This window comes from Erythrobacter sp. HA7-11 (genome assembly GCF_055693605.1).
Window position 1 is genome coordinate 636,430 of the sequence record NZ_JBVFUF010000002.1, and the last position, 25,421, is coordinate 661,850.

Annotated in this window: 19 protein-coding genes, 1 tRNA gene and 2 pseudogenes; 8 read left to right on the forward strand and 14 right to left on the reverse strand. The window is 60.6% G+C overall.

The window, feature by feature from the left end:
- The first annotated feature begins 102 nt into the window (after nt 1-102).
- Nucleotides 103-1,056, forward strand: coding sequence for a tetratricopeptide repeat protein (locus tag ACZ1GU_RS03360; RefSeq protein WP_472646694.1), 954 nt, complete (start codon nt 103-105; stop codon nt 1,054-1,056).
- A complete protein-coding gene (gene tilS / locus ACZ1GU_RS03365) occupies nt 1,022-2,056 on the forward strand; it encodes a tRNA lysidine(34) synthetase TilS (RefSeq protein WP_472646695.1) in 1,035 nt (344 codons plus the stop codon). Before ACZ1GU_RS03360 ends, tilS begins: the two co-directional genes overlap by 35 nt.
- 35 nt (nt 2,057-2,091) lie before the next feature.
- Here tilS and ACZ1GU_RS03370 read toward each other — a convergent pair whose 3' ends face one another.
- From ACZ1GU_RS03370 to zwf, 5 genes and pseudogenes are all read right to left on the reverse strand, one after another.
- Nucleotides 2,092-2,910: a L,D-transpeptidase family protein gene (locus tag ACZ1GU_RS03370; protein ID WP_472646696.1), complete on the reverse strand. Its 819-nt coding sequence runs from the start codon at nt 2,908-2,910 to the stop codon at nt 2,092-2,094.
- 162 nt (nt 2,911-3,072) lie between these two features.
- Nucleotides 3,073-5,847, reverse strand: coding sequence for a phosphoenolpyruvate carboxylase (locus ACZ1GU_RS03375; RefSeq protein WP_472646697.1), 2,775 nt, complete (start codon nt 5,845-5,847; stop codon nt 3,073-3,075).
- 11 nt (nt 5,848-5,858) lie between these two features.
- Nucleotides 5,859-6,833, reverse strand: coding sequence for a glucokinase (glk, locus tag ACZ1GU_RS03380; RefSeq protein WP_472646698.1), 975 nt, complete (start codon nt 6,831-6,833; stop codon nt 5,859-5,861).
- 3 nt (nt 6,834-6,836) lie between these two features.
- A pseudogene (edd, locus tag ACZ1GU_RS03385) lies at nt 6,837-8,649 on the reverse strand (phosphogluconate dehydratase).
- Nucleotides 8,642-10,099 carry a glucose-6-phosphate dehydrogenase gene (gene zwf, locus ACZ1GU_RS03390; RefSeq protein WP_472646699.1) on the reverse strand — a complete coding sequence of 486 codons (1,458 nt, stop codon included), beginning with the start codon at nt 10,097-10,099 and terminating at the stop codon, nt 8,642-8,644. Before zwf ends, edd begins: the two are co-directional and overlap by 8 nt.
- A 159-nt stretch (nt 10,100-10,258) precedes the next feature.
- Between zwf and ACZ1GU_RS03395 the strand changes: the two genes are divergently transcribed.
- Nucleotides 10,259-11,266: a LacI family DNA-binding transcriptional regulator gene (locus tag ACZ1GU_RS03395; RefSeq protein ID WP_472648697.1), complete on the forward strand. Its 1,008-nt coding sequence runs from the start codon at nt 10,259-10,261 to the stop codon at nt 11,264-11,266.
- Between the two features lie 10 nt (nt 11,267-11,276).
- Here the strand turns inward: ACZ1GU_RS03395 and ACZ1GU_RS03400 are convergent, their stop codons facing one another.
- The 5 genes from ACZ1GU_RS03400 to serS all read right to left on the reverse strand — a co-directional run bounded on the left by ACZ1GU_RS03400 (nt 11,277) and on the right by serS (nt 16,885).
- On the reverse strand, nt 11,277-12,071 hold the full coding sequence (locus tag ACZ1GU_RS03400) for a transglutaminase-like domain-containing protein (protein ID WP_472646700.1): 795 nt from the start codon (nt 12,069-12,071) through the stop codon (nt 11,277-11,279).
- 271 nt (nt 12,072-12,342) lie between these two features.
- A complete protein-coding gene (gene rimO, locus ACZ1GU_RS03405; RefSeq protein WP_472648698.1) occupies nt 12,343-13,680 on the reverse strand; it encodes a 30S ribosomal protein S12 methylthiotransferase RimO in 1,338 nt (445 codons plus the stop codon).
- A 54-nt stretch (nt 13,681-13,734) separates the two neighbouring features.
- Nucleotides 13,735-14,835: a potassium channel family protein gene (locus tag ACZ1GU_RS03410; protein WP_472646701.1), complete on the reverse strand. Its 1,101-nt coding sequence runs from the start codon at nt 14,833-14,835 to the stop codon at nt 13,735-13,737.
- Nucleotides 14,828-15,604, reverse strand: a complete 777-nt coding sequence (gene surE, locus ACZ1GU_RS03415) for a 5'/3'-nucleotidase SurE (RefSeq protein WP_472646702.1) — start codon at nt 15,602-15,604, stop codon at nt 14,828-14,830. The genes ACZ1GU_RS03410 and surE overlap by 8 nt, the downstream gene beginning before the upstream one ends.
- Nucleotides 15,605-16,885: a serine--tRNA ligase gene (serS, locus tag ACZ1GU_RS03420; protein ID WP_472646703.1), complete on the reverse strand. Its 1,281-nt coding sequence runs from the start codon at nt 16,883-16,885 to the stop codon at nt 15,605-15,607.
- A gap of 107 nt (nt 16,886-16,992) precedes the next feature.
- Here serS and ACZ1GU_RS03425 point away from each other — a divergent pair.
- From ACZ1GU_RS03425 to ACZ1GU_RS03435, 3 genes and pseudogenes are all read left to right on the forward strand, one after another.
- A tRNA-Leu gene (locus ACZ1GU_RS03425) sits at nt 16,993-17,079 on the forward strand.
- A gap of 74 nt (nt 17,080-17,153) precedes the next feature.
- Nucleotides 17,154-17,318 (forward strand): annotated as a pseudogene (locus ACZ1GU_RS03430) (response regulator); the annotation flags it as partial.
- A gap of 44 nt (nt 17,319-17,362) precedes the next feature.
- Complete coding sequence (locus tag ACZ1GU_RS03435; protein ID WP_472648700.1) at nt 17,363-17,791, forward strand: chemotaxis protein CheW; 429 nt, start codon at nt 17,363-17,365, stop codon at nt 17,789-17,791.
- Nucleotides 17,792-17,987: 196 nt separating this feature from the next.
- Here the strand turns inward: ACZ1GU_RS03435 and sppA are convergent, their stop codons facing one another.
- Nucleotides 17,988-19,874: a signal peptide peptidase SppA gene (gene sppA / locus ACZ1GU_RS03440; RefSeq protein ID WP_472646704.1), complete on the reverse strand. Its 1,887-nt coding sequence runs from the start codon at nt 19,872-19,874 to the stop codon at nt 17,988-17,990.
- A gap of 343 nt (nt 19,875-20,217) precedes the next feature.
- On the opposite strand from sppA, the gene ACZ1GU_RS03445 reads away from it, so the two are divergent.
- On the forward strand, nt 20,218-21,249 hold the full coding sequence (locus ACZ1GU_RS03445; protein ID WP_472648701.1) for an aspartate carbamoyltransferase catalytic subunit: 1,032 nt from the start codon (nt 20,218-20,220) through the stop codon (nt 21,247-21,249).
- Complete coding sequence (locus ACZ1GU_RS03450; RefSeq protein WP_472646705.1) at nt 21,246-22,475, forward strand: dihydroorotase; 1,230 nt, start codon at nt 21,246-21,248, stop codon at nt 22,473-22,475. The genes ACZ1GU_RS03445 and ACZ1GU_RS03450 overlap by 4 nt, the downstream gene beginning before the upstream one ends.
- 189 nt (nt 22,476-22,664) lie before the next feature.
- On the opposite strand, the gene ACZ1GU_RS03455 is transcribed toward ACZ1GU_RS03450, so the two are convergent.
- From ACZ1GU_RS03455 to ACZ1GU_RS03465, 3 genes are read right to left on the reverse strand one after another with little or no spacing between them, the layout of a single operon-like run.
- Nucleotides 22,665-24,044, reverse strand: coding sequence for an SPOR domain-containing protein (locus ACZ1GU_RS03455; RefSeq protein ID WP_472646706.1), 1,380 nt, complete (start codon nt 24,042-24,044; stop codon nt 22,665-22,667).
- A gap of 53 nt (nt 24,045-24,097) precedes the next feature.
- Nucleotides 24,098-24,616 carry a toxin-antitoxin system HicB family antitoxin gene (locus ACZ1GU_RS03460; protein WP_472646707.1) on the reverse strand — a complete coding sequence of 173 codons (519 nt, stop codon included), beginning with the start codon at nt 24,614-24,616 and terminating at the stop codon, nt 24,098-24,100.
- Nucleotides 24,617-24,632: 16 nt separating this feature from the next.
- Entirely contained in the window at nt 24,633-25,358 is a 726-nt protein-coding gene (locus ACZ1GU_RS03465) for an AAA family ATPase (RefSeq protein WP_472646708.1), read from the reverse strand.
- Nucleotides 25,359-25,421 lie beyond the last annotated feature (63 nt).

Consider the following 25,421-nt stretch of genomic DNA (forward strand, 5'->3'; position numbering starts at 1 on the left):
GCGCCCTCGACTTGGGAGGCCCTGCACGGCACAGATTCGTCATATGTTCATCCAGCGCCACGCATGCTGGCGCCGTGTTCAATGAAGAGAGGCCAAAGACCGATGCGCGCACTAATTCCCACCACCAGACTTCGTGTGATGGCGGCTGGCATAGCGGCTGCTGTTGTCGCGACCACGCCGGTTCCAAGCATCGCGCAGGAAAATTCCGAAGCGCGAATCCGCAAGCTTGAGTCGGAAATTCGCGCGCTTCAGCGCAGGGTGTTTCCGGGCGATGATGGCCGCTTTTTCGAGCCGCAGATTTCGCCAAGCTCTTCTGCGACCGGGGCCACATCCACAAACTCGACATCGACGACAGCGGTCACGGATATCCTTGCACGGCTCGATGCGATGGAAGTGCAATTGCAGCGGCTGACGGCGCTGTCCGAAGAAAATTCCAATGCGTTCGAGCAGATCGAAACCCGGCTGACCGCACTTGAAAGCAGTGGCAGCACTGTCGGGCCAGCCATCGGGGTCGGCACGGGGGCGGCGACCGGTGCTGCAACGGCCGTAACCGAAACTGCGTCGAACACCACAACGCAGGAAACCACGCCCACGCCAGCTGCGCAGACTGGCCCGAGTGCGGAGCGTCTTGCGGCAGTTCAAGCAATCACCAAGCCGATCACAGATGATCCGGCGGATGACGAATATTCCTATGGCTTCCGGCTTTGGAACGCGGGCTATTACCCAGAGGCTCGCCAGCAGTTGAACAGCTTTGTCGAGCGTTATGGCTCGCATTGGCGGGCTACCTATGCGCGCAACCTGCTGGGCCGCGCCTATCTTGATGACAACATGCCGGAAGAGGCCGCGCGCTGGTTCCTTAACAATTACCAGGCGGACAAACAGGCGGCGCGTGCACCGGACAGCCTGCTTTATCTGTCCGAAGCGATGATCGCGCTCAATGACACCAACCGGGCGTGCATTGCGCTTGCCGAGTTTGGCGAGATTTATCCCGCGCTAGCGGCGGGTCGCCTCTCCGGCATGTATGAGCGCAACCGTCAGCGGATCACCTGCAATTGATAGCCGGGTTGCAGCAGACCTAGTCGCACGGTTTCACGACGACTTGCATGCGCTCTGGCCGCCGATGGAGCGTGAGGGACCGTTAGGGCTCGCCGCATCGGGCGGTCCTGATAGCCTCGCACTCCTTCTGCTTGCCCATCAAGCCATGCCCGGCGAGATTGCGGTAGCCAGCGTCAATCATGGCCTGCGCGAAGAAGCGGCGAGCGAAGTCGCGTTGGTTGAGCGGCTGTGCGGCGAGCTGCACGTGCCGTTTACCGCGCTCGCGATCGAAGTCGGCAAAGGCAATCTGCAAGCCCGTGCGCGGGAGGCACGCTACGAAGCGTTGGCGCAATGGGCTGCGGCTAAAGAGCTGGGCGCGATTGCGACCGCGCATCACGCAGACGATCAGGCTGAAACCTTACTGATGCGGCTTAACCGCGGCAGCGGGCTGGCGGGGCTCGCCGGTGTGCGTGCATCGACTACGATCCACGGGGGCGATCTGCCGCTGCTGAGGCCGCTTTTGAGCTGGCGCAAGGCTGAGCTTGAGCGGGTTTGCGCTGATGCTGGAGTTACTCCGGCGAGCGACCCCTCCAACCACGATGAACGCTTTGACCGGGCGCGGATGCGTGCGGCGATAGGCGATGCCGATTGGCTCGACGTGCCTGCCATCTCCGACAGCGCCCAGCATCTCGCCGACGCCTTGCGTGCGGTCGAATGGTATGCCGAGGAAGATTGGGAAGAGCGGGTCGTTCGCGAGGATGGCGATGGCGGTGCCGCCTTCAAGTACTACGCCAATGTCCCGCGCGTGATCGCAATCGAGACAATTTGCCGAATCATCAATGAGATGGGCGGCAAGGCCGCTCGCAGCGAGGCGGCGCGCGCGTTTGACAGGTTATGGAATTTCGAAAACGCGTCTATCGCTGGCGTGCTGATCACACCCGATAGCGAGCGAATCGAAAAGCTAGGTGTAGAAATGAGGGTGTGGCGGTTCGCCCCCGAACCGCCCAGGCGCGCGCATTAGGCCCGCGCCCCGCGATTTGTCGCACACCCCTCGCTTCAGATGATGGCGTCCCCCACGCCGATCATCTTTCCGCGCGTGACGATCACCTTGTCGCCGCGTTTGGCGATGGCGAACAGCTTTGCTGCGAACTCTTCAGGCACTCCGACACAGCCGTGGCTGGCATAGCCATTCGCCACCGGCGATCCGTGAATGGCGATGCCATCCCAGGTCATCCGCAAAGTATAGGGCATGGGGGCGTTGTTATACTTCTCCGAGACGTTGTCCTTTTCCTTGGTCAGGATCGGGAACGTGCCGAGCGGTGTCGGGTGCGATTTCGTGCCGAGCAACGCGACAGCCGTGCCGATTTCGTGGCCATCGCGAAACGCGCTGATGACCCGCGCATCAAGGTCGACAGTGATGACGAGCTTGCCCCTTGCAGGCGCGCGGCTTTCATCCCAGAACCACTCACCGTAACGGATGGTCCCTTCGATCGGCAGGATGCTCTTTACGACGAAGTCGTCGTTCTTTTTCTTTGCGGCGCGGCGCGGTGCCGGCTCAGCAAGGGCGGGCGCCGCATCCTGAACCACTTCGCGCGAAATCATGCGTGCGGCAGTAACGCCGTCTTCGCGGCCCGCTTCCACTACGGGCACGTCTTCGCCAATTGGCGGGAGGCCAGCGGCCATTTCAACAGGGCTTGGGTCAAGTGCCTCGGCGGGTTCGCCGGTGCTCGGATCAATCGCACGGATTGCTTCATCGGCTACTTGTTCGGCAACATCTGCAGCTTCAGAGGCCGGTGTCTGATTGTCGGCGAGCGTCGACGTGCCAGCAAGTGCGGCGAGTCCTGCGACGGCGGCAAAAGGGAGAAGTTTTGTCACTTTAACCATGCCGCGCATTATGGAGTAAATTGCGGTGAGTCGCTAGAGGCTAACGCACAGGCGTCCCTTCGAGGGACGCAGTGAGGCGCAAAGCGTTAACGCGCTTAACCAAAGAATCGCCTTCTGGTGCTGCCCAAAGCTGGCCGTAGGGCTCGCAAACTCTTAGCCATGCGCGCCAAATTCGTTGGCAATCGCCGTCGTCAGCCGCAGCATCAGCGCATAGGCGCGCTCGATCGGATCAATGTAATCGCGGCCAATCTGCGCGTAGCCCTCATTATCGCCATCGGGATAGTCGCTGGGCGCATCCACAGCGAAGTCTTCCGGTTGCGGGAAGCTCGTCGGGAAGGCGCGGCGCAATTGCGCGAGCGCATCGTCGATCCGCAGGCTAAAGACCATTTCGAGCACGTCGTCGCGGCTAATATCGTTTGCGCGGCTGAAGGCCGGGATCGAGACAGCGCGCAGGAAGATGTGCTGCATCAAGGCTAGGCGAAGGGCTTGTGCCGCACCAATCGTGCGGCGCGTGTTCTCGCGGTTCTCAAGCGGCGCTTCATCCGGGATGAGCGCAAGTAGCCGGTGGAATTTCAGTGCATCGACCCGCAGGCGCGAGGCAAGGCGGCGGAAGACGCCGGTCCGGTCGTCCTTGGTGAGATATTCGGCCAGGGCTTCGCATGCAGTGGACAGGTGGCTTTCCGTGCCGCGATAGGGCCGGCTCGCCCAATAGGCGGAGTTGAAAAGCTCGCCATGCGCCGCGACTGTCTTGATGCTGGCGAGCGCGTTCGAAGCTCGCGCCAAACGGATCAATTGCCGCCCGCGCGCGCTTTCATTGATGAGCGTGGCGATGTCTTCGTAATTGCCATCAGCCGCGCTGCCGATGCCGGAAATCACATTCACCGGATAACCGAGCTGTTGCAGAATCGAATTGTGCGGGATCGCGCGGATCTGACGCAGCGACATGTCGCGATCAGCGGAGATATCCGACTGGCGGCGCGAGACGCGGCTGCCGGTCGAATTAAGCAGGCCCAGACCAAAGGCTGTGACCGCGCGCGAATAGGTCTGGCTGCGCAAATGCTGGCGCTGGTGCGTGCGGATCGCGCGGTAAAAGTCGAGGCTGATGTCGGTGCGGTGATAGAACGGGTCGTCTGCCGCCGCTGAATCGCTCATCGGCGCGATGGCGATACGGGTCAGTGTTGCGCGGGCAAGTTCTGGCGTTGCGAAAAACATATAGCCGTCGCCGCCTTGGAAGCTGACTTCGGGCTCAAGCGTGATGTCATGCTTGGCAAAGCGATTGCGCGCCCACGGGCTGAGCGGCCAGGCCAGCCGGTCTTCCATACCGCCCGGATGCGCGCCACGCCCCATGCTTTCGCCGTGGGTGTTGAAAATCAGAGCCGCGACATCGGTCAACCCGTTTTTCGCCATGGCCTGCGCCAAGCGGCTTTGCAGACGCTCGATGGCGAGGCTGGCGGAAATCTGCCCGACGAATCGCCCCGCATCGGAAAAGCCGGTCTGGATGCAGACCCGGCCGCGCTGACGAGAATAGCTCGCATATTCGGGCTCGGCGCACAGGGCATCGAGGAAACGCCCGCCGTGCTCCAGCGCGCTTTCGGTCTCGAACAAGGGCGAGACATCGACCTTGTCTTCGATCCCGAATAGCTTCGCGAAATAGAGTGCAGCGAGAATGGTCGAGGGTTGCTCGCACTCGGCGATCAGCATGCGGATCGGCGTGTCGGCGTCCACATGGCCCAGGATTTGCGCCATGGCGAGGAATTGCCGGATCGCGGTCGAGCTTTCGATCGCGAGCGAGGCGAAATTGGTGCGCAATGGTTTCACTTCGCCCAGCAGCTTGCGCAATGTCGCCATCGCGCCTTTGCTGGCCAGGTCGAGCGTGTTGTCGGGGTCGATCCGGCGACGGATGCCGTTATGGAGCTGCTTTGCGTTCACGCGGAAGTGAATATGCGCCATGCCGAGGCCGTCGGCCCGCATCGCGGCGGCGAGCGTCTTGAGCGCGACGGCCTTGTCTGGGTCGGCATCGCGCGCTTCGCTTTCCAGCTGCTCAATCAGCGGTATCAAGGATAGCAGCTTCGCCGGGTTGTCAGCGGTCAGGCGGTTGGCGGCGAGCGAAAGCGCTTCGGGCGAGGAAAGATCGCTAGTGAACTCGCGCGCGCTCAAACTTGCTTGCGTTTGCGCATCTTTGAGTGTCGCGATCAGAGTGTGGTCGGCGTCGATCGCGGCGAGGCTGTTGGCATAGCGCCCCAAACGCTCGGCCTTTTCTGCGAGGCGGAAGCCGATCGAGGTGTACCATTTGATATCGGTCCGCCCGTCCATGTCGTAGCCAACCCAGGTCGCAAAGCGGAACGGCACAGGGTTGAGGCTGTGCCACTCACTGGGCCAGTTGCTTTGCGCATGGCCGAGCACGTCAGAGACGATGGCGTCGCGCGCATCCTGCGCATGGGCGATGGCACGCATCGCGCGGCCATGCTCATATTGGAGCGTGATCGCCGGGCGGTTGGTGCCGGGGACACACACTTCCTCGCCGATGTCGGCGTCTTTACCCGCGGATTGCGCAACGGCATCGCTCTGCTCAGGCGTGAGCAAGAAAGTAGGGTGCGCGGTAAAAACGGTGTGCAGCGAAGGCGTTTCCCACGCTTTGCGCAGTGCATCGAGGCTGCTCGCGCCAACCAAGCTTTCCTTCAGCGCAGCGCGATTGTCTGCGGTTGTGACCGGCGCGACGAGGCGCCGCAACCGTGTCGCCCGTGATTTGAGGCTCACGCATTCAAGCTCCGCCACCATCGCTTCGAGCTGATCGAGATCCGTTTCGCCACCTTCAAGCGACCGCGACAGGTCCAGCCCTAGCTGAAACACCGGGTTAAACAGCGGCGTTTCCTGCGTTTTCTGGTGCAGCTGGCTGAGGCGTTCGTGCAGGTCGTTGACGGATTTCATAACTGTCTCGCTCAAAGATGTTCTCTCGCAAATGCTGTCGCTGCGCCGAGCAGGCCGGGTTGCGGGTGGCTGACGATTTTGACCGGGATGCTGGCCATCAGTTCCTGATAGCGGCCTTTGTTGCGGAAACGCCCCGCAAAGCCCGACGAAGCAAGCGTCTCGCGAATTCGGTATCCGAGCCCTCCTGCGATCACAACGCCTCCAAAGCCCCCTTGGACGAGCGCAATGTCGCCTGCCACGCTGCCCAGCGACATGCAAAAGCGGTCAACCGCAGCGGCGGCGAGGCTGTCTTCGCCGGCAACACCCTTGGTCCAGATTTCGACATCGTCGCACTCGGCGACGGTCCGGTTTTCGAGCGCCGCAAGCGTCTGATAAATATCGACAATGCCGGGGCCGGAGACCACGCGCTCCACCGACACGCGGTTATGCCGCTTGCGAAGCCGCGCAAGGATTGCATCATCGATTGTATCGACCGGCGCGAAGTCGACATGTCCTCCCTCGGTCGCTTGCACCCAGTAGGAGCCATCGCCGCCGCGCCACAAATGCGCGACGCCAAGGCCTGTGCCCGGCCCGATTACGCTGAGTGTTCCTGTCGGTGCGAGCGGCTGATCCGGCCCGGTCAGATGGATGAAATGCTCATCCGGCAGGCGCGCAACCGCGTGGGCGACGGCCTCAAAATCGTTCACTATCGTGTATTGCGATGTTCCCAGCTTTTCGTTCACGAGGGCGGGGCGGATGATCCACGGATTGTTGGTGAAGCGGATCACGTCGCCGGTGATCGGACCAGCGATGGCAAGCGCGACATTGTCGGGCAGCGCGCCGCCCGAGCGCTCACGATAATCCTCCCAGGCGGTCTGGAAGCTGACGTGGTCTTCGGTGTGAAGCGTTGTCGGTTCGCCCAGCTCGATTGTGCCATTCGCAGCGACGGTAGCGATGGCGAAGCGGGCATGGGTTCCGCCCAGATCAACCGCGACGATCTCCGTCATGTCCTAAAGCCCCGCGCTGGCTAGCATAGCGGACGCGCCTTGCTCAGCGCCGTCGGCTTGGAATTGAAGCATGCGGAACAGCTCGCGTCCAACGCCCCATTCCTGCGCCGGATCGGGCGCGGCCTCGCGCTCGGACAGGTCGGCGGTGGTCGATAGCTCTCCTGTCTCGGCGCAGACGGTGATCATGTCGCCATCCTGCAGTTTGGCGAGCGCGCCGCCGCCTTTGGCTTCCGGCGTGATGTGGATCGCTGCGGGCACCTTGCCCGAGGCGCCCGACATGCGGCCATCGGTGACCAGCGCGACCTTGTGTCCGCGGTTTTGCAGGACGGTGAGCGATGGGGTGAGGGCGTGCAGTTCAGGCATGCCATTGGCGCGCGGGCCTTGAAAACGGACCACGACGACGACATCGCGATCCAGTTCGCCCGCTTTGAACGCCGCGACAACATCGGCCTGTGTTTCGAAGATGCGGGCTGGCGCAGTGACGGTCCAGCGCTCGCGCTCCACAGCAGAGGACTTGAAGCAGGCGCGGCCCAGGTTGCCGGTCAGCAGCTTCATGCCGCCATCGGGCTGCACCGGGTCGGTTGCGGGGCGCAGCATGTCAAGATCGCGGCTTTCCGGCACATCGGCCCAGCTAAGCGATTGCGCCTCATCTATCACCGGCTCGCGCGTATAGGCGTCGAACCCCTCGTCCCAGACAGTCAGGATATCGCCATGCGCGAGCCCCTCTTCTAGAAGGGTGCGCGCGACATAGGCCATGCCGCCTGCCGCATGAAACTGGTTCACATCGCCCGAGCCATTGGGATAGACCCGCGCGACCAGCGGCACGACTGAGGAAAGCTCGGCCAGATCGTCCCAGTCGAAGATCACGCCAGCAGCCCGCGCCATCGCAGGGATGTGGATCGCGTGATTGGTTGAGCCACCCGTGGCGAGCAGGCCAATCGCTGCGTTGATGATCGCCTTTTCATCGACGACCTGCGCCAGTGTCCGCTCGCTCGTGCCCTTGAGCGCGGCGAGGCGGTGAACGGCGGCTCGATCCAGCTCCTGCCGCAATTTCGTGCCCGGAGTGACGAAGGCGGAACCAGGCACGTGCAGTCCCATCATCTCCATCATCATCTGGTTAGAGTTCGCCGTGCCATAGAAAGTGCAAGTTCCGGGCGAGTGATAACTGCCGAGCTCGCTTTCGAGCAGGGCGTCGCGGTCAACCTTACCCTCTGCGTAGAGCTGGCGTGTTTCCTGCTTCTGCTTGTTCGAAATGCCGCTGGGCATTGGGCCGGAAGGGACGAAGATCGCGGGCAGATGACCAAAGCGAAGCGCGCCGATCAGCAAGCCCGGCACGATCTTGTCGCAGATGCCGAGGCAAGCGACCGCATCATACATCTGGTGCGAGAGCGCCACGCCGGTTGATAGCGCGATGATGTCACGGCTGAAGAGCGACAATTCCATCCCGTCCTCGCCCTGCGTCACGCCGTCGCACATGGCGGGCGTCCCGCCAGCAACTTGCGCGGTCGCGCCGACTTCGCGCGCGTAAATCTTCAAGCGGTCGGGATAGCGGTACGTAGGGCTGATGCGCGCTCAGCATGTCATTATAAGCGCTGACAATGCCGACATTCGGCCCGCGTCCGGCCTTCATCGCGTTCTGATCCTCGAGCGCACCAGCAAAAGCGTGAGCAAGGTTGGAGCAGGCAATATCCTTGTGCTCCGGTTTGCGGTCGCCTTCGCGTCGCATCAGCTCGAGATAGGCGCTCCGCGATGCGCGCGAGTTCTCGATAACGCGATTTGTAACCGCGTGGATAGTGTCATGCAGGGGCTTATTCATGCCAGCTCACTCCGTCGCGTTCGGCCAGCGCAATGGCGGCGCTCGGCCCCCAGGTTCCTGCGCCATAAGTCTTCGGCGTGATACCGGTCTCGTTCCAGACAGCGCGGATCGCATCAACCCAGTGCCACTGCGCTTCCACTTCGTCGCGGCGCACAAACAGTGTCTGATCGCCACCGATGAGATCAAGCAGCAAGCGCTCGTAAGCGATCCGGCGATGCTGTCCTACAAATGCGTCGGGCATGGCGATGTCGAGCGGCACCTCGCGCAGGCGCACGCCATCTTGGCCGAGACCTGGGACCTTCGCCATGAGCGATAGGGAGATGTTCTCTTCCGGCTGAATGCCGATCACGAGTTTGTTGGGCAGCATGGTCGCGCCCATATCCTCGAAAATCGAGTGCGGAACACAGCGGAAATGAACGATAATCTCGGTTACGCGCTCGGGCAGGCGTTTGCCGGTGCGCATGTAGAACGGCACACCTTTCCAGCGCCAATTGTCGACATGCGCCTTGATCGCGGTAAAGGTTTCGGTGTTGCTGTCTTTGCCCAGCTCGTCATCATAGCCCGGCACAGCCTGACCCTCGATCGCTCCGGCGCGATATTGGCCGGTCACGGTTTCGCTGGCCTGCACTTTGCGCAGCGCGCGCAGCACCTTCACTTTCTCATCGCGCACCGCAGTCGCATCGAAGCTGGTTGGCGGTTCCATCGCCACGAGGGCCAGCAATTGCAGCATGTGATTCTGGACCATGTCGCGCAAAGCGCCAGCATCGTCATAAAAGGCAACGCGGCCTTCGAGACCAACCGTCTCCGCCACCGTGATTTGCACGTGGTCGATGTAGTTTGAATTCCAGATCGGCTCGAACAGAATATTGGCAAAGCGCAGCGCGAGCAGGTTCTGAACCGTCTCCTTGCCGAGATAATGGTCGATGCGGAAAATCCGATCTTCGGGGAAAGCATCGGCCACCGCGTCATTGATCACGCAGCTGCTTTCAAGGTCCGTGCCGAGTGGTTTTTCCAAGCACATGCGAACGTCGTCGCCCGTCAGCCCAGCATGTTTCAGCCCAGCAATGGTCGGGCCGAAAAGGCTCGGCGCAGTGGAGAGGAATATCGCCGTGCCGGTATGGCTCGGCCCCGCTTCCTTCACCTTTTCGGCAAGTGCATCAAACCCTTCAATCGTGCTCGCATCGAGCGCCTGATAGCTCAGCCGATTGAGAAAATTGGCCATCCCGCCCCGCCGTTCGTCTGGCAGATACGTTTCCAGCGCCTCGCGCGCCATATCGCGGAATTCCGCATCGCTCATCTCGCTGCGCGCGGTGCCTATTATCTTGAGGTCGGGGGACAGCAATCCATCCGCATCAAGCGCGCATAAGCTCGGCAAAAGCATCCGGCGCGCAAGGTCACCGCTCGCTCCAAACAGGAGCAAACGGTCGGCGCTGAGCTTGGGCTGGGTCATTCTGGGTCGTCTCCCCACGACGCTTCTATGGATTTCAGGTGTTTCGCTTCTAGCGTGAAGGGCGATCGTGGGCCATAGGTTCGCATAGCTATTCGTGTGCGGCGCCAGGCGCTATTGTGGCTGGGCGAGCGCGAGCGAGGGAGAAAGCACTTGGATAATGTGCGCAGACCAGTGCGGGTAACGAGTTTCGACGTGGCCGAGCGCGCGGGCGTGAGCCAGTCGACCGTCAGCCGCGCTTTGTCCGGCTCTGCGGTGATCAGCGAGGCGACGCGCAACCGTGTGCTCGAGGTTGCGAGCGAGCTTGGCTATTTCGTGGACGAGCGTGCTGCGCGGCTGCGGCGCGGTCACACGGGCACGCTGGCGGCGGTGGTCATCACCAAGCCGGGCGGTAGCGCGCGCGATGTGAACCCGTTTTCCTATGCGTTGCTTGGCGGGATTTGCGCGGCTGCGGCGGAGCACGGGCTAGAAGTGCTGGTCTCTCTGCAAGGCGAGGAGGAAAAGCTCTTCGGCCATTATGTCGAGCGCGGCCAGGCTGAAGGGCTGATCGTCATTGGAACGACGCTGAATAGGCCTGCGTGGGATTATTTTCGCGGTGTTGGCGAGACCAGCGAGCCTGTGGCTTATTGGGGCTCTCCGCTCGGCGATCTCGACTGGGTGTCATCCGACAATGATACCGGCGCGCGCATGGCTGCAGAGCATTTAGTTGAGGCAGGTTGCACAAACCTCGTCTGCGTCGGATCGCGGGGCGGGACGCAAAGGCAATTTGCCGAGCGCGCTGATGCGTTTTTGGCGCGCGCGCGAGAGCTTGGTGCGATAGCTCGCCTCGCAGAGATCGGTGATGAGGATGACCGGCACGATCAGGGGCTTGCCGTGGGCAAAAGGCTTCTTGAAGACAACGCGGTCGACGGGGTGTTTGCGGTCTGCGATGCGCTTGCCTTTGGGGTGCTCGAAGCCTTGAATTCGGTGGGGCGCAAGGTGCCGGACGACGTTAAATTAATCGGGTTTGACGGTCTTCAGGCGGGCGAATTGTCCAGCCCACCGCTGACCACGATCGAGCCTGACCTAGATCAAGCCGGGCGCTTGCTGGTTGAAGCGGTGACAGCGGGCGGGCCGCATTCGGGCATTCGCAGGGTTCCAGTGAAGCTGTTGAAGCGCGGAAGCGTGTGAGGGAAGGGGCTTAGCTGCCCCGCGTCACTGCAACCTTTGAATACTCGAAACTTGCGGGGCCGAAGGTCGTTAGAAAGCTGACATCGGCTGCATCGCGCCCGACGCCGATAATCGCGGTGTCTTCAGGTGTTGCCATACCGGTCGCATCGACCAGATGCCACGCGCCTTCGCCCTCGCGATCGGCGAGGTAAACCTGCGCCACCGCATGAAAATCCTGCGGCTCGACCCCCGGCGCATAGCATGCGACATAGCGCGCGGGGATCACCGAGGCGCGTGCCATCGCCACCAGCACATGCGCGTAGTCGCGGCAGATCCCGCGCCGCTCTATGAAGCTGTCGCCCGCCGTCGTATCCGGCCCGCTGGCACCCGGCTCATATGTGAAATTATGAGCGATCCAATTGCGGATTGCCTCGATCCGTGCGCCGCCGGATGTCCCGTCAAAAGTGTTCTCGACGAAGTTCTGAAACTGACCCACCACAATGTATCGCGATCCGAATAGAAATTCTGCGGTATCGCCGGGTAGTTGGTGAAGAGGCAAGGCGGGCAGAGCGGTGAGGTCGGCGGCAGATCGATTGATTGCGACTGCTACTGTGTAGCTTACTTCGCAACGCCCATTGCCGCTGATCCAGACCCGCTCGCTAAGGCCTTGATGCGCCGCGACGCGGCTCAAGCGGTCCTGGCCTAGAATGCTCGTTTTTGTATCGACCAATTGCTGCTCGTGGCCATCTGCCACCTCGAATTGCAGCAAGGCATCGCCCGGCTCGTCAAAGGTAAAAGCAAATTCGGCGTTGATCGAAAGTGTCATGGCTGAACCACCATTGGCGCGGGAATTGGTTCCAGCAAGACGAAAAGGGCCATTCTTAAGTTACGGGAGGCCATCATGTTGTGTGTGCATGCAATTTTCCTACTCGATAGACGCTTGATAGCCGGGAGATCTGTCCGGAATTTTCGCCCTGTCCTGTGATCGGATCGTTCGATTGATCGGGCGCGCTGTGATTGAGAAGAATTTTGCTTCTGGAGCGTGTAACATGCGGTTCATGTGTGGCTCATGTGCGATGAACCAAGCCACCTGCTCCCTACACAACCACCCCAAATAAGTCGTGTGCGTCAGCGTCCTCGACCTCGACATCGACGATGGCTCCAGCCGCAAGCGTCGCAGGAACGTTGCGCAGGTAGACCGCTCCGTCGATCTCGGGTGCGTCGGCCTGGCTGCGACCGGTTGCGCCGATGTCGCCGTCCTCGTCCGGCTCACCGACCTCGTCGATGATGACCGGCAGCGTGCGGTCGACCTTGGCGGTGAGCTTGGCGGCGGAGATGCGCTCGGTCACCTCCATCAGCTTCGCGTAGCGTTCCTCTTTGACCTCTTCGGGGACAGGATTGGGCAGGCTGTTCGCCGCCGCGCCTTCAACTGGCTCAAAGCGGAAAGCGCCAACGCGGTCGAGCTGCGCTTCCTCAAGCCAGTCGAGGAGATAGGCGAAGTCGTCTTCGGTCTCGCCGGGGAAGCCAACCACAAAGCTGGAACGGATCGCGATGTCGGGGCAGATGTCGCGCCAGCTCTTGAGCCGCGCGAGCACCTTCGCTTCGTTGGCGGGGCGCTTCATGGCTTTGAGCACCGAAGGCGCGGCGTGCTGGAACGGGATGTCGAGATAGGGAGTCAGCAGCCCCTCGGCCATCAGCGGGATGACCTTGTCAACATGCGGGTAGGGGTAGACGTAGTGCAGGCGGACCCAAGGCGCACAGCCTTCGGCGGTGCGCAATTGGCCCAGCTCGCGGGCGAGATCGGTCATGTGCGCGCGCGGCTCGCGGCCCTTCCACGGCTTGGTCTCGTGCCGGGTGTCGACGCCATAAGCGCTGGTGTCCTGGCTGATGACAAGCAGCTCCTTCGTACCTGCTTCGACCAGCTTTTCCGCTTCGCGCAGCACCGCGTCGATACGGCGGCTGGCGAGCTTGCCGCGCAGGTCGGGGATGATGCAGAACGCGCAGGAGTGGTTGCAGCCCTCGGAGATCTTGAGATAGCTGTAATGGCGCGGGGTAAGCTTGATGTCGTATTCGGACGGCTGCGGGATGAGGTCGACGAATGGGCCTTGGCTGGGCGGAGCATGCTCGTGAACCGCTTCGACCACTTGCTCGTACTGATGCGCGCCCGTGACGGCGAGCACTTGAGGGTGGGCAGCGCGGATCGCGTCAGCCTCTTCGCCCATACAACCGGTGACGATGACGCGGCCGTTCTCGTTAATCGCCTCGCCAATCGCGGCGAGGCTCTCCTCCTTGGCGCTGTCGAGGAAGCCGCAGGTGTTGACCAGCACGACGTCCGCGCCGGCGTAATCGGGGCTCATCGCATAGCCATCGGCGCGCAGGCGCGTGAGGATACGCTCGGAATCGACCAGCGCCTTGGGGCAGCCGAGCGAAACCATGCCGACGCGCTTCTGGTCTGGTAGAGAGGTAGTCGTGCTCACAACAGTTCCGCTCTATGCAGCCTCCTCGTTTTCGTGCCCGTCGCCATTGCTGTTCCCATTCTCGGTCGGCACGATTTCGACGACGACATCGCCGGGCTGGAGGTTTTGGCATTCCTCCTCCCAAAAGCCGATGGCGCGGCCCCCGCGATAGACGCGCAAGCCCCGCCCGCCAGTTTCAAGGTTCTCGATTGAGCAACCGCATTCCTCTTCGGTGATGACCCGTTCGACCAATTGGACCCGCCCTGTGACCGAAGCGAGGTCGGCGAGGTAGTCCGCAATATGCGCGCCGCGCGCGCTGCCTGCGAGCAGCAAGCCGGTGAAGCGCACCGGGTTGATGACGTTGTTTGCGCCCGCTTGCCGTGCCAGCAGCTCGTTATCATCGGCGCGAACCACGACGCTAATGGGCACACGCGGTGCAAGATGACGCACGGTCAGCGTGATCAGAATTGAGGTGTCATCGCGCCCGGCAGAGACCAGTACGCTTTGCGCCTCGCTGATCCGAACGGCCTTCAGCGTCTCATCGCGGGTCGCATCTGCGGCGATCACGTTGACACCAAGCTTTTCAGCTTCGTTAAGCCGTTCTTCGCTCGGATCGACGACCACGATATTGCTCGGTTCCATACCGCGCTCGATCAGTTCGGTGACGCTTTCCGAGCCTGACACACCGTAGCCGAGGACAACGACGTGCTTGGAAAGCTTCTCTTGGATGCGGGCCATGCGCCACTTCTCCCAGCTACGCTTGATGATGAAATTGTAGGCTGTGCCCACGAAAATGAAGAAAACCGCGAACCGGATTGGGGTCACAATTACAGCTTCGATCAGCCGCGCGCTGTCAGTGACAGGGGCGATATCGCCAAAGCCGGTCGTGGTGATCGATATCATCGTGAAATAGACGATATCGAGGAAGCTGACCTCGCCATCCACGCTGTCGACCAGGCCGTCGCGGTCGAACCAGTGGATCATCACGACAATGAAAATAAGGAACAGCGCAAGGCCAATGCGAATGCCGAGATCGCCCCAGACGGGAATCTTCACCGCGCGGCGTAGCGGCTTGAACTTCGTTTTGCGCTTAGGCGCTTTGGTTGAAACAAGCGTGTCGAGTTGCTTAGCCATCGCCTTGCACCTCGAACCGCGCCGCGAGCGCGCTCATCGACTGCTCGTGCGTTAAATCAAGCTGGAGCGGCGTGACGGCGATGTACCCCTCATCGATCGCCTCAAGGTCTGTGCCGTGGTCGAGTGTGTGCTCGATCGCATGCAGGCCGAACCAGAAATAGCGATGGCCGCGAGGGTCGCGTCCTTCGACGACCGAGCCGCGTGAGTAATCGTGAAACCCTTGGCGCACGATGCGGATCCCCCTGACCTCGCTCGATGCCACCGCCGGGAAATTGACGTTGACCAGTGTGCGCTCCGCAAAAGGCGCATCAAGCAGTGGCGCGATCACCTTTGCGCCCCATTTGCGGGCCGCGCTGAATGGGACATCATCGCCCATGCCTTCGCGGGCATATACTTGGCTGAGCGCAATAGAACGGACCCCCGCAAGTGCGCCTTCGATCGCGGCGGAGACTGTGCCGGAATAGGTGATGTCATCGCCCAAATTAGCTCCGCGATTGACCCCTGACAAAATGAGGTCGGGAGGATCGTCGAGCACTTCGCGCAGCGCCATCATCACGCTGTCGGTCGGCGTGCCGGTGACTGCGAAGCGGCGGTCTTCGAACTTCACCAGGCGGACGGGCCTGTTGAGCGTCAGCGAGTGGCCCGCGCCCGATTGCTCTTCGGACGGCGCGCAAACCCAGATGTCGTCTGAAAACTCGCGTGCGATTTGCTCAAGCACTTGGAGGCCAGGCGCGTGATAGCCATCGTCATTGGTGATGAGGATGCGCATCTACGCGGTGGGCTCCAACTTTGTCACACCGCCCATATAGGGGTGCAGAACCTCGGGCACCAGAACGCTGCCATCGGCTTGTTGGTAATTCTCGATTATCGCCACCAAAGTGCGGCCCACCGCAAGGCCGGAGCCATTGAGCAGGTGGAAGTATTCGCTCTTTTTGGAACCTTCCGGGCGATAACGCGCATTCATCCGGCGCGGCTGATACGTCCCGCCATCCGAGCACGAGCTGATCTCGCGGTAAGCACTTTGGCCGGGCAGCCAGACCTCAAGATCGTAGGTCTTCATCATCGCAGCGCCCATGTCTCCTGAGCACAGCGCCATGACGCGGTAATGCAGGCCGAGCGCTTGCAACAACCCTTCCGCGATGGCGGTGATGCGCTCGTGCTCTTGCTCCGCCTGTTCGGGCAAAGCGGCGACAATCATCTCAACCTTTTCAAACTGATGCTGGCGGATGAAGCCGCGCGTGTCTCGCCCGGCTGCACCAGCCTCAGAGCGGAAGCATGGCGTAAGCGCAGTGAGGCGCATGGGAAAATCGCTCTCAGCAAACAGTTGTTCGCGGAAGGAATTCCCGAGCACCATCTCCGAAGTGGAGATCAGTATGCGATCATCTTTGGTCCAGAATAGGTCTTCGCCGAATTTCGGCAGTTGGCCCGTGCCATATCCCGCTTCCTCGTTGATCAGCAGCGGCGGGTTACATTCGAGGAAGCCATGCTCGCGCGTATTGGTATCGAGCATGAATTGACCGAGCGCGCGGTGCAGACGGGCCATGTCGCCGCGCAGGAAAGTGAAGCGCGCGCCGGAGATTTTGGCTGCTGTTTCGAAGTCCATGCCGAGCGCGGGGGCAATGTCGGCGTGTTCCTGCGGTGTGAAATCGAATTCAGGCTTGGTGCCCCATTCGCGCAAGTAGACATTATCGTCTTCGCTCTCTCCATCGGGGACCGACGGATCGAGGACATTAGGTAGAGCGAGCAATGTGTCTTGAAGTTTCTTGCCGACTGTCCGTTCCTGCTCTTCAAGCGCGGGCATGTCCTGCTTGATCGTCGCGACTTCCGCTTTTAGCGCTTCGGCCTTGTCAGTGTCGCCCTGACCCATCGCCTGACCGATGGCTTTGGAGGCCTCGTTGCGGCGACTTTGCGCTTCTTGCAACTTGGTTTGGACTGCTCGGCGCTCTTCATCGAGCGAGATCAGCGTCTCGGCAATCGGATCAAGCCCGCGGCGCGCCATCGCCGCATCGAAGGCGGTCGGATCATCTCGAATGATGCGAATATCGTGCATGGCCAGCGCCTATGCCCCAGGGCCGCGCCAATGAAAAGTGCCTGAATGGCGGAGATGTCGGTTGACATGTTTTGGCGCATGGTCTTAAGGCCCGCCGCCTGTGGTGAGCCCAGATGGCGGAATTGGTAGACGCGCCGTCTTCAGGTGGCGGTGGGGGCAACCCCGTGGAGGTTCGAGTCCTCTTCTGGGCACCATTTGACCGTTTCTTGACACTCCCCAATATTCCAGCAAAACCCTAGAAAGCCGCCATTTTGCGGCAGTCTCGCGTCTGATCGAACAATTGCGCGGAAGTGTGCGCCACGCAGATCGACCGATTTTGGTTTTGACCACTGAGAGTTCCGAAGTGAAGATAGCGCCCGCCCGCGAAGCTGGTGCGACCGGCTGGATCGTCAAGCCATTCGATGCTGACAAGCTGGTCGCCGCCGTGCGCTGAGTAGCCCACTGAACCAACCGGAGGATGCTGAGCCCCGCGAACTGATTACCTTTGAAGTGCCCAATCAATTGTTTGGTATCGACATTGTGGCTGTGCGCGAAGTCCGCGCTTGGTCACCGGTAACCAAATTGCCGCGTGTTACTGACTATGTTGCAGGGGTGGTTAATCTGCGCGGCGCGGTCCTGCTGCTACTCGATCTGTCGGTGAGGCTGGGTTGGGGAAAGACCGAGGCGACCCCGCGCAATCCGATCATTGTCGCCGAACATGAAGGGCAATCACGCGGACTAATTCTTCATGGGGTGAACGGTATTGTTTCGATCGAGGAAGCCAGCTTGCAACAGCCCGATACCAGTGCGCGCGATTCGATCAGTGGCGTTCTGGAAGGGCTTTCACCTAAGGGTAACGAGATGGTCATGGTGCTGGATCTCAGCACCATCATGACTTCGGGACATGAACCGGAATTGGCCGCGTGAACAACACCGGTCATCCGCGACCAATACAGACCTGTCTCGCAGAGGTTTTGTTAGAGCTATCGGACGAGATCGAAAGCCTTGCATCAGCCCTGTGCGCAGGTTTGCGGATGGCCAAAGGACATTTTGAACGCATGCAGGGTCTGGATGTGGTTTCGCAATCAGCCTCCATGCAGCAGGCTGGCGGCGAAGCAACGAGTTACTGCGATGTCAGCAAGGCTCGGAACATTGCCAAGAGCGCCGCGCTGTGATTGCTTGATTTAGCACTCATTTGCACGGGGCATTCCAAACAATAAGCTTGCACACCATTCGTCCCGGAAAGTCGCTCTACATCGCTCGCAATCCGGCTGATCGTGATGTTGCGTTGCTGGGCCGCCAGCGCAAACAAATCCGTGCCTCGTGAAGCGCGTTTGCTTTCTGCATCGGTCAGCATCTGGCGCACCAGTGAATCGTATTCGTTCACGCCGCTGCCGAGGTAACGTGCATGATAGCTGCCTTCTTCAACTTCTGCCTTTTCTGCGACCCAAGCCAAAGCCTCTTCCACGCCGCCGAACTGGTCCACCAGTTTTAGCTGACGCGCAGTGCCGCCATCCCACACGCGTCCCTGCGCAATCTGATCGACCTGATCATTGCTCATACCGCGCGCTTTGGACACGCGATCAAGAAAGTCAGTGTATGTGTTGCTGATCGTCGCTTGAAGGATCTCGTCGATTTCCGGGGTGAAGCCGCCGATCAGATCGGGCTGACCTGACAAAGGCGTGGTGCGCACACCATCGGCATTGACGCCCCACTCTGCTGCTGCTTCCTCAAATGTAGGCAGCACAGCAAACACGCCGATTGAGCCAGTGATCGTCTCTGGCTGGGCGAAGATGCGATCGCCCGCGGTTGCGACCCAATAGCCGCCACTTGCCGCGACGTTTGCGAAGGAAATAGCAACCGGGATATCCTTGGCCCGGTAGCGTTCGATGGCTCGCCGAATTTCTTCAGAGGCCGTGACTGAGCCGCCAGGGGAGTCGACCCGCACGACGAGACCGGCAAGATCGTCATCGAGAGCTTTGTTGAGGATTTCAGCGATGCGGTCTCCTCCGGCAGAACCGGGGCCGGCATCACCATCTACGATCACGCCAGCGACTGTAACGACGCCGATGGCTTTGCCTGAACTATCCGGCGCGCTGTCGGCCAGGAACGGTCCATAGTCGCTGGTCGCATAAGCTCCCGGGGTCTTGTCTAAGCGATCTTCGCCGGCCAATTCTGCAACGCGCTTGCCAAATTCCACGCGGTCACCGAGTTTGTCGACGAGACCCGCCTCAAGCGCAGCCTGAGCCAGATCGCCGCTCGAGGCATTGATCCAATCGGTCGACTGGCCGGTTACCCGTTCGATATCGACCGAGGGGCGAGCCTTTTTGACATTGGCTTGCCATTCTTCCCACAACGCTCCCAGAAAGCCAGCTGCGTTTTCGCGCGCTTCATCGGACATCGAGCTGCGGGAATAGGGTTCAACCGCCGACTTGAATTCGCCGACGCGGTAAATGCGGGCATTCACATTCAGCCGATCGAGCAAATCAGCGTAATAGAGGTTACTGCCACCTGGTCCGGCAATGATCGCCCCGCCTAGCGGATCAGCCCAAACCTCACTGGCATGAGCGGCAAGGTGCATATGGTCATCACCATAGGCCAATGCGTAGGTCAGTACCGGTTTATCCGCCGCGCGAACACGCGCCATCGCATCGCCAACCGCTTGTAGGTGAACCTGTCCGCCGCCGACAAAACTGGAAAGGTCCAAAACCACTGCCTTGATCCGGTCATCGGTCGCAGCGGCATTTAGGGCAGTGACCAGATCGCGAGCCTGAAATTCCGCGACAGGGGCTTGCCCGGTCAGAAATGCCTGGAACGGGTCGATTTCCGATTTTTCTTCGACCACAAAGCCATCGAGCTCGATCAGCAAAGCGCCTTCGCGCACCTGGCCGGGGCTGGGGCGGGCAGAGAGGATCGCGAAAAGCGCTGTGAAAAACAGTAGCATGAAAAGCAGGACGAGACCGTCCTTGATGCCGACCAGCAATTTCCAGACTTTTCCGACGAAACTCATAAATATTCTTTCCTGTTGCGATGGCGTGCAAAGTAGAGCGCAATCCGCAAAGTTCCAGCGATTTTCTGATGGTTTGACGCCGAGCGCCTGATATCACTCGGCAAACGACTTTGTTGCGACTTTGTTGGGCCAAAATGGTGTTTTGATCTGGACGGTTGGTTTAATCCAACTTAGAGCGTCGCTGATGCAAGACCTTCTGTTGGAAATTGAGCAATTCTGCCGCCGATACGACATGTCTGAGACGCGCTTCGGCGAGTTGGCGCTCAATGACAAACCCTTCGTTTCGCAACTTAAGGCCGGGCGAGATCTGCGCGGCAGCACGGCAGAGAAACTGCGGCAGTTCATGGCTGAATATGAACAGAGCGCGCCTGCCAGCCCGAAGGCATCATCGCGTTTTCCGGCTGGGAGGCTGGCCTTTGCGCATCGCGATCTGACCGGCATTGGCCAGTTGGAGCGGCACGAAATTCTCTATCTGCTCGATCAGGCCGAACAATGGGTCGCACTCAACCGGCGGTCGTCGAAGCATACGGATCTGCTCGCCGGATTAACGATCATCAACGCCTTTTTCGAAAACTCCACGCGAACTCTGTTGAGCTTCGAGATCGCGGGCAAGCGTCTAGGCGCGGATGTGGTGAATATGCACGCGGCACAAAGCTCGGTGAAGAAGGGCGAGACGCTGATCGATACGGCAATTACTCTGAACGCTATGCGCGCCGATGCGATTGTGATCCGCCATGGCTCGAGCGGTGCGACGCAATTGATTGCTGATAAGGTCGATTGTCCGGTGCTCAACGCAGGGGATGGCAGTCACGAACACCCGACGCAGGCTTTGCTTGACGCTTTGGCCCTGCGCCATGCCTTGCAACGACGCGGTGAGACGGCGGAGGACTTCACCGGTCTCAACATCGTCATCTGCGGAGATATTCTGCACAGCCGGGTCGCGCGCTCGAACCTGCTCTGCTTGCAGGCTTTGGGTGCAAGCGTGAGGTTGTGCGCCCCGCCGGCTCTAATGCCAGCGGGCGTCGAGGCGATAGGCGCTCTGGCGTTCTCCAATTTCGATGCGGCTCTCGACGGCGCGGATGTTGTCATGATGCTGCGCTTGCAGACGGAGCGGATGTCGGGTCAATGCATCCCCTCGGCGCGCGAGTATCATCATCTTTATGGGCTGACGCAGCGGAGGCTCGAAAACGCAGCACCTGATGCTTTGGTCATGCATCCGGGCCCGATGAACCGCGGTGTCGAGATAGATAGCGAGGTCGCTGACATGCTCGACCGCTCGATCATCACGCAGCAGGTCGAGATGGGTGTGGCTATTCGCATGGCTGCGCTCGATATTCTGACCCGCAGAGCGCGCGGTGTGGAGGGCTGGGCATGAAACATCATCAGCCACTCACGATCACCAACGGCCAATTGGCCACGTCGAAAGGGATGGTCGAAGGCGCGATCCGGATAGAGGACGGCCTGATTGAGCAAGCGGGTGAGGGCGTGTCACCGCAAGAGGGCGACGAAACCATCAATGCGCGGGGCAAGATCATCGCGCCAGGTCTGATCGATTTCGGCGTATTCAGTATCGACAAACCCGCCTTTCACTTTGGCGGAATTACGCGCGCGGTTCTGATGCCCGATCAGTCGCCACCACTCGATTATCCCAGTCGGGTCAATTCGGTCGCCAAAAGCGGCAAGCCTGATCTTTGGGTTCACCCGCTAGCAGCCGCCACCCGCGCGCTGGAGGGTAAAGAGCTGGCTGAAATCGGATTGATGAAAGAGGCGGGTGCTCGAGGCATTGCCACCGGGCGGCGCTGGATCGCGGATTCAGGCACAATGCTGCGGGTGCTCCAATATGCCGCCATGCTCGACCAGACGGTCGTGACTCATGCCGAGGATGATGCGCTGGTAGGGAAAGCTGCGGCGACGGCGGGCGAGATGGCGACGCGGCTTGGTTTGCCGAGTGCGCCCGCTGAGGCGGAGGCTATCGCAATCGCCCGCGACATCGCACTGGCTGAAATGGCGGGCGCGCGGCTGCATTTCCGACAGGTAACGACCAAGGCTGGGTTCGACTTGATCCGTGCTGCTAAAGCGCGAGGCTCCAACATCACCTGCGGCATCACGCCCGCGCACTTCATGCTGTCTGATCTCGCCACTGCAGAATTCCGGACCTTTGCTCGGCTTTCCCCGCCTTTGCGCAGCGAGGCGGATCGTCAAGCGGCGCTCGAAGCGATTGGCGATGGCACTGTCGACGCGATTGCATCGGGCCATGATCCGCGCGGGGCGGAAGACAAACGCTTGCCATTTGCAGATGCCGAGCCGGGCATGGCGGGCGCAGAGACATTGCTCGCAATGACGCTGACCTTGGTGCGCGATGGCGTGATCGATATGGCGCGAGCTTTCCAGCTGCTGGCGAGCAATCCGGCTCGTCTCATTGGCGTGTCGGCTGGCGAGCTCAAGATCGGAATTGAAGCGGATGTTGCGCTCATTGATCCCGACGCTCCCTGGATTATCGACCGCACCAAAATGGCGGCAACGTCAGACAATACGCCATTCGACAGGCAGGGGGCGCAGGGTAGGGTGCTGGCGCTCTATAAGGGGGGAATGCAGGTCTAAGCCTGTCGGCAACTCGGTCGCGGAGCGGCCGCAAGCGAGACTGCGCGCCCGCAGCGATGCGATCTTTGATCGCGATGAGTTACGACATAACAGCCCTTACGGGCCGCTCGCAAAAAAATGCTCCCGATGACAGGGCCACCGGGAGCAGTCTCGCTATGGTTCTGGAGTGATCCAGAGGGAATAACTGGTTCAGCTGGTCCGCGCAGCGATGCGGATACCGTTGTCGATTGCACCTGCTGGCGGATTGATCTTGGCATAGGCGAAGCAGCCTTTGCCGCCTGAACGCACGGTCGAGCACATAGAGCGGGCGCTGCGCAGGCCAAAGCCAGCGGCGGCGACGCGGTAATAGGTTTTGCCTTTCACCTTCGCCTTCGTAATCACAACGTCGTGATCTTTTAGCTGCGGGTAGCGGCCCTTGTAGATTTCCCAGGCACGGTCGGCATGTTCACGTGTCGAGAAGCTGCCCAATTGTACCAAGTGCGTATCAGAGCCCTGATCGGTGAAGCCGGTCGATGCGCCTGATGCTGCCATGCGGCGCTGAGATGGCGCACGCTGCGCTGACGCAACGCGGGAAGGCGCGCGACGTTCGGCGCGTTCTTGATAATCAGCGGGTACGGCCTGAACGACTGGCTTCGACACGAAACGAGCGCGTTCTGGTTGGGCCTGTGCAACGCGGACGGGAGCTGGAGTTTCTTCTGCAGCCGATGAAGGTGCATCGGTCAGCGGATCAACACCGCTTGAGATGTTGAAGGCCAGCGCTTCGCTTTCGGTCGGCGCGGCTTCATAAGGCGCAGGAGCTTGTGCGGCAGCTTCTGCCACCATCACGTCCTGGCCAGGGAAATTATTGAGCGCGAGATATTGCGGTTGTCCGCCGTCGTTCGCTGGAGTGACATTTAGCAGGCCTGCAATGCGGGTCTGATATGCCTCTGGCTGGGTTTGTTGTGCCCATTCGGTCAAGCGAGCGTCAAGCTGATCGGCTGGAACGTCCTCTGCCGCCATGACGCGGGCAGCGCGCCAATTGCCGGCAAGCGAATAGGTATAGGCGAGGTTCTGGCGAACCTTTGCCGTGTTCTGGCCACCGCGAAGCGCGTTGGTCAAAACATGCACGCCGCGCTCTGGCTGACCGGCCAGCGCATAGGCGAGGCCGAGATCGGCTGGATCGATGTCAGCAGCCCAGTCATCGAGCTTGGCAATCGCGCTGCCATTGTCGCCTAGCGCGGTCCTGGCGAGCGCGTAGCTCAGGACAGTGCGCGGATCGGTATCGCCAAGGTCGAGAGCATCGTCAAAGCTGGTCGCAGCAGACTGGAAGCGGTCGGACTCGAGGTAAGCCGCGCCAAGCATCGCACGGAAACCTGCATTGCGAGGTTCTGCCAGGACAGCTGCCTCAGCATGGGTCACAGCTTTGCCAGCCTGGCCTTTTTCAAGCGCGACCTGAGCTTTGGCGAAAGAAGTTTGCGCCGGTGGAGCGGATGAAGTCGTACACCCGGCCAGCGCAACGCTTGCCAGTGCGGTCGAAACGATCAGGCTCATCTTCGGTCCGGTTGCCCGGTTTGCGATGGTGCTGTTCATAGTCATTCCCCTGTGAGTATCCGTGCTTTTCTGGTCAGCTATTCTGTCGCAGATCAGTCGCGCTGCATTTTTTCCGCGAGAGCATCGAGGTCGTCGATCTCGTCGAGCATCGCGTCGAGTGCGTCAGTGACCAGAGCTTGCGCGCTGACCCCTTGCATGGTGGCAGCAAGCCTAAGTTTGAGATGTCGTGTCGGGTCGAGCCGCAAAGTGAACGCCGCGCGACGGCCCTTCGATGCGACTGATTTCTTCGATATCTTGCGCTTCTTTGGCGATTTGGTTGGTGCTTCAATCACCCGTTCGACAAGCGCTTCCTGCTGACGAATGACTTCGGGTGCTACGCCGCCTTCTTCTTCGACCAAATCATCGGCACTTGCGGGAGTGAGCTGGACCACCTTGGCGGATGATTGCTCATCCTCGTCATCATGGCCCATGTCGTTCCAGCCCAGATCTTCAAGGTTTGCCGGAGTTCCGGCATCCGGAAGATTGGTAAGCTGCGGACGCATAGCCGGTTTGGCTCCGCCCTTGCGAGCGAGAAGCGCGGGATTGAGCGAGGCAAAACTTGCTTCTGACATCGCGCTGGTGCTCCTGTTATTGAGCGACGCGACGGCCAAAGCCACCGCCGCCACCAGCTGGTCGACCTACGCCAACAGCCTGTTGCTGAGTGCCCGGTGCGGCGAACACAGTGCGGCGGAAGTTCTTTTCGAGACGGTCCGAAATATACTTCCACAGAGCCGTCATTTCGGCAGCGCTTCGGCTTTCTGGATCGACTTCCATCACCGTGCGACCGTCGATCATCGACGCTGCAAAATCGGTGCGGTGGTGAAGTGTGATCGGAGCAACGGTGCCGTGCTGTGACAGCGCGACAGCGGCTTCCGAAGTAATCTTGGCCTTTGGCGTTGCGGCGTTGACCACAAATACCAGCGGCTTGCCAGCGCGCTCACACAGATCAACCGTTGCACCAACAGCACGCAGATCGTGCGGGCTTGGCCGGGTTGGGACCACGATCAGCTCGGCAACGCCGATAACCGATTGGATCGCCATGGTGATCGCGGGCGGCGTATCAATGACAGCCAGTTTGAAACCTTGTTGACGTAGAACCTGAAGGTCATTCGCCAGGCGAGCAACAGTGGTCTGTGCGAAGGCAGGATATTCCGCTTCACGCTCGTTCCACCAATCTGCCAGCGAACCCTGTGGGTCGATGTCGATAAGAACAACTGGACCAGCGCCAGCGCGCTGTGCCTGGACGGCGAGATGCCCGGAAAGAGTCGTCTTCCCCGATCCGCCTTTCTGCGATGCTAAAGCAAGTACACGCAAAGCCTTGGTCCCCCTGTTAGGCCAATGACGCCGCCCAATTGCGGCTTGGATGACAAGGGAGAT

Coding starts and splice junctions, on each gene's coding strand:
- sppA (WP_472646704.1), bottom strand. CDS start 19,874: ATGAGTTTCGTCGGAAAAGTCTGGAAATTGCTGGTCGGCATCAAGGAC.
- tilS (WP_472646695.1), top strand. CDS start 1,022: ATGAGCGCAACCGTCAGCGGATCACCTGCAATTGATAGCCGGGTTGCA.
- ACZ1GU_RS03400 (WP_472646700.1), bottom strand. CDS start 12,071: ATGACACTTTCGATCAACGCCGAATTTGCTTTTACCTTTGACGAGCCG.
- ACZ1GU_RS03375 (WP_472646697.1), bottom strand. CDS start 5,847: ATGAAATCCGTCAACGACCTGCACGAACGCCTCAGCCAGCTGCACCAG.
- serS (WP_472646703.1), bottom strand. CDS start 16,885: ATGCACGATATTCGCATCATTCGAGATGATCCGACCGCCTTCGATGCG.
- surE (WP_472646702.1), bottom strand. CDS start 15,604: ATGCGCATCCTCATCACCAATGACGATGGCTATCACGCGCCTGGCCTC.
- ACZ1GU_RS03455 (WP_472646706.1), bottom strand. CDS start 24,044: ATGAACAGCACCATCGCAAACCGGGCAACCGGACCGAAGATGAGCCTG.
- ACZ1GU_RS03410 (WP_472646701.1), bottom strand. CDS start 14,835: ATGGCTAAGCAACTCGACACGCTTGTTTCAACCAAAGCGCCTAAGCGC.
- ACZ1GU_RS03445 (WP_472648701.1), top strand. CDS start 20,218: ATGGCTGAATATGAACAGAGCGCGCCTGCCAGCCCGAAGGCATCATCG.
- ACZ1GU_RS03450 (WP_472646705.1), top strand. CDS start 21,246: ATGAAACATCATCAGCCACTCACGATCACCAACGGCCAATTGGCCACG.
- glk (WP_472646698.1), bottom strand. CDS start 6,833: ATGACGGAGATCGTCGCGGTTGATCTGGGCGGAACCCATGCCCGCTTC.
- zwf (WP_472646699.1), bottom strand. CDS start 10,099: ATGACCCAGCCCAAGCTCAGCGCCGACCGTTTGCTCCTGTTTGGAGCG.
- ACZ1GU_RS03360 (WP_472646694.1), top strand. CDS start 103: ATGCGCGCACTAATTCCCACCACCAGACTTCGTGTGATGGCGGCTGGC.
- rimO (WP_472648698.1), bottom strand. CDS start 13,680: ATGGTTTCGCTCGGCTGCCCCAAGGCGCTGGTCGATTCCGAGCGTATC.
- ACZ1GU_RS03460 (WP_472646707.1), bottom strand. CDS start 24,616: ATGTCAGAAGCAAGTTTTGCCTCGCTCAATCCCGCGCTTCTCGCTCGC.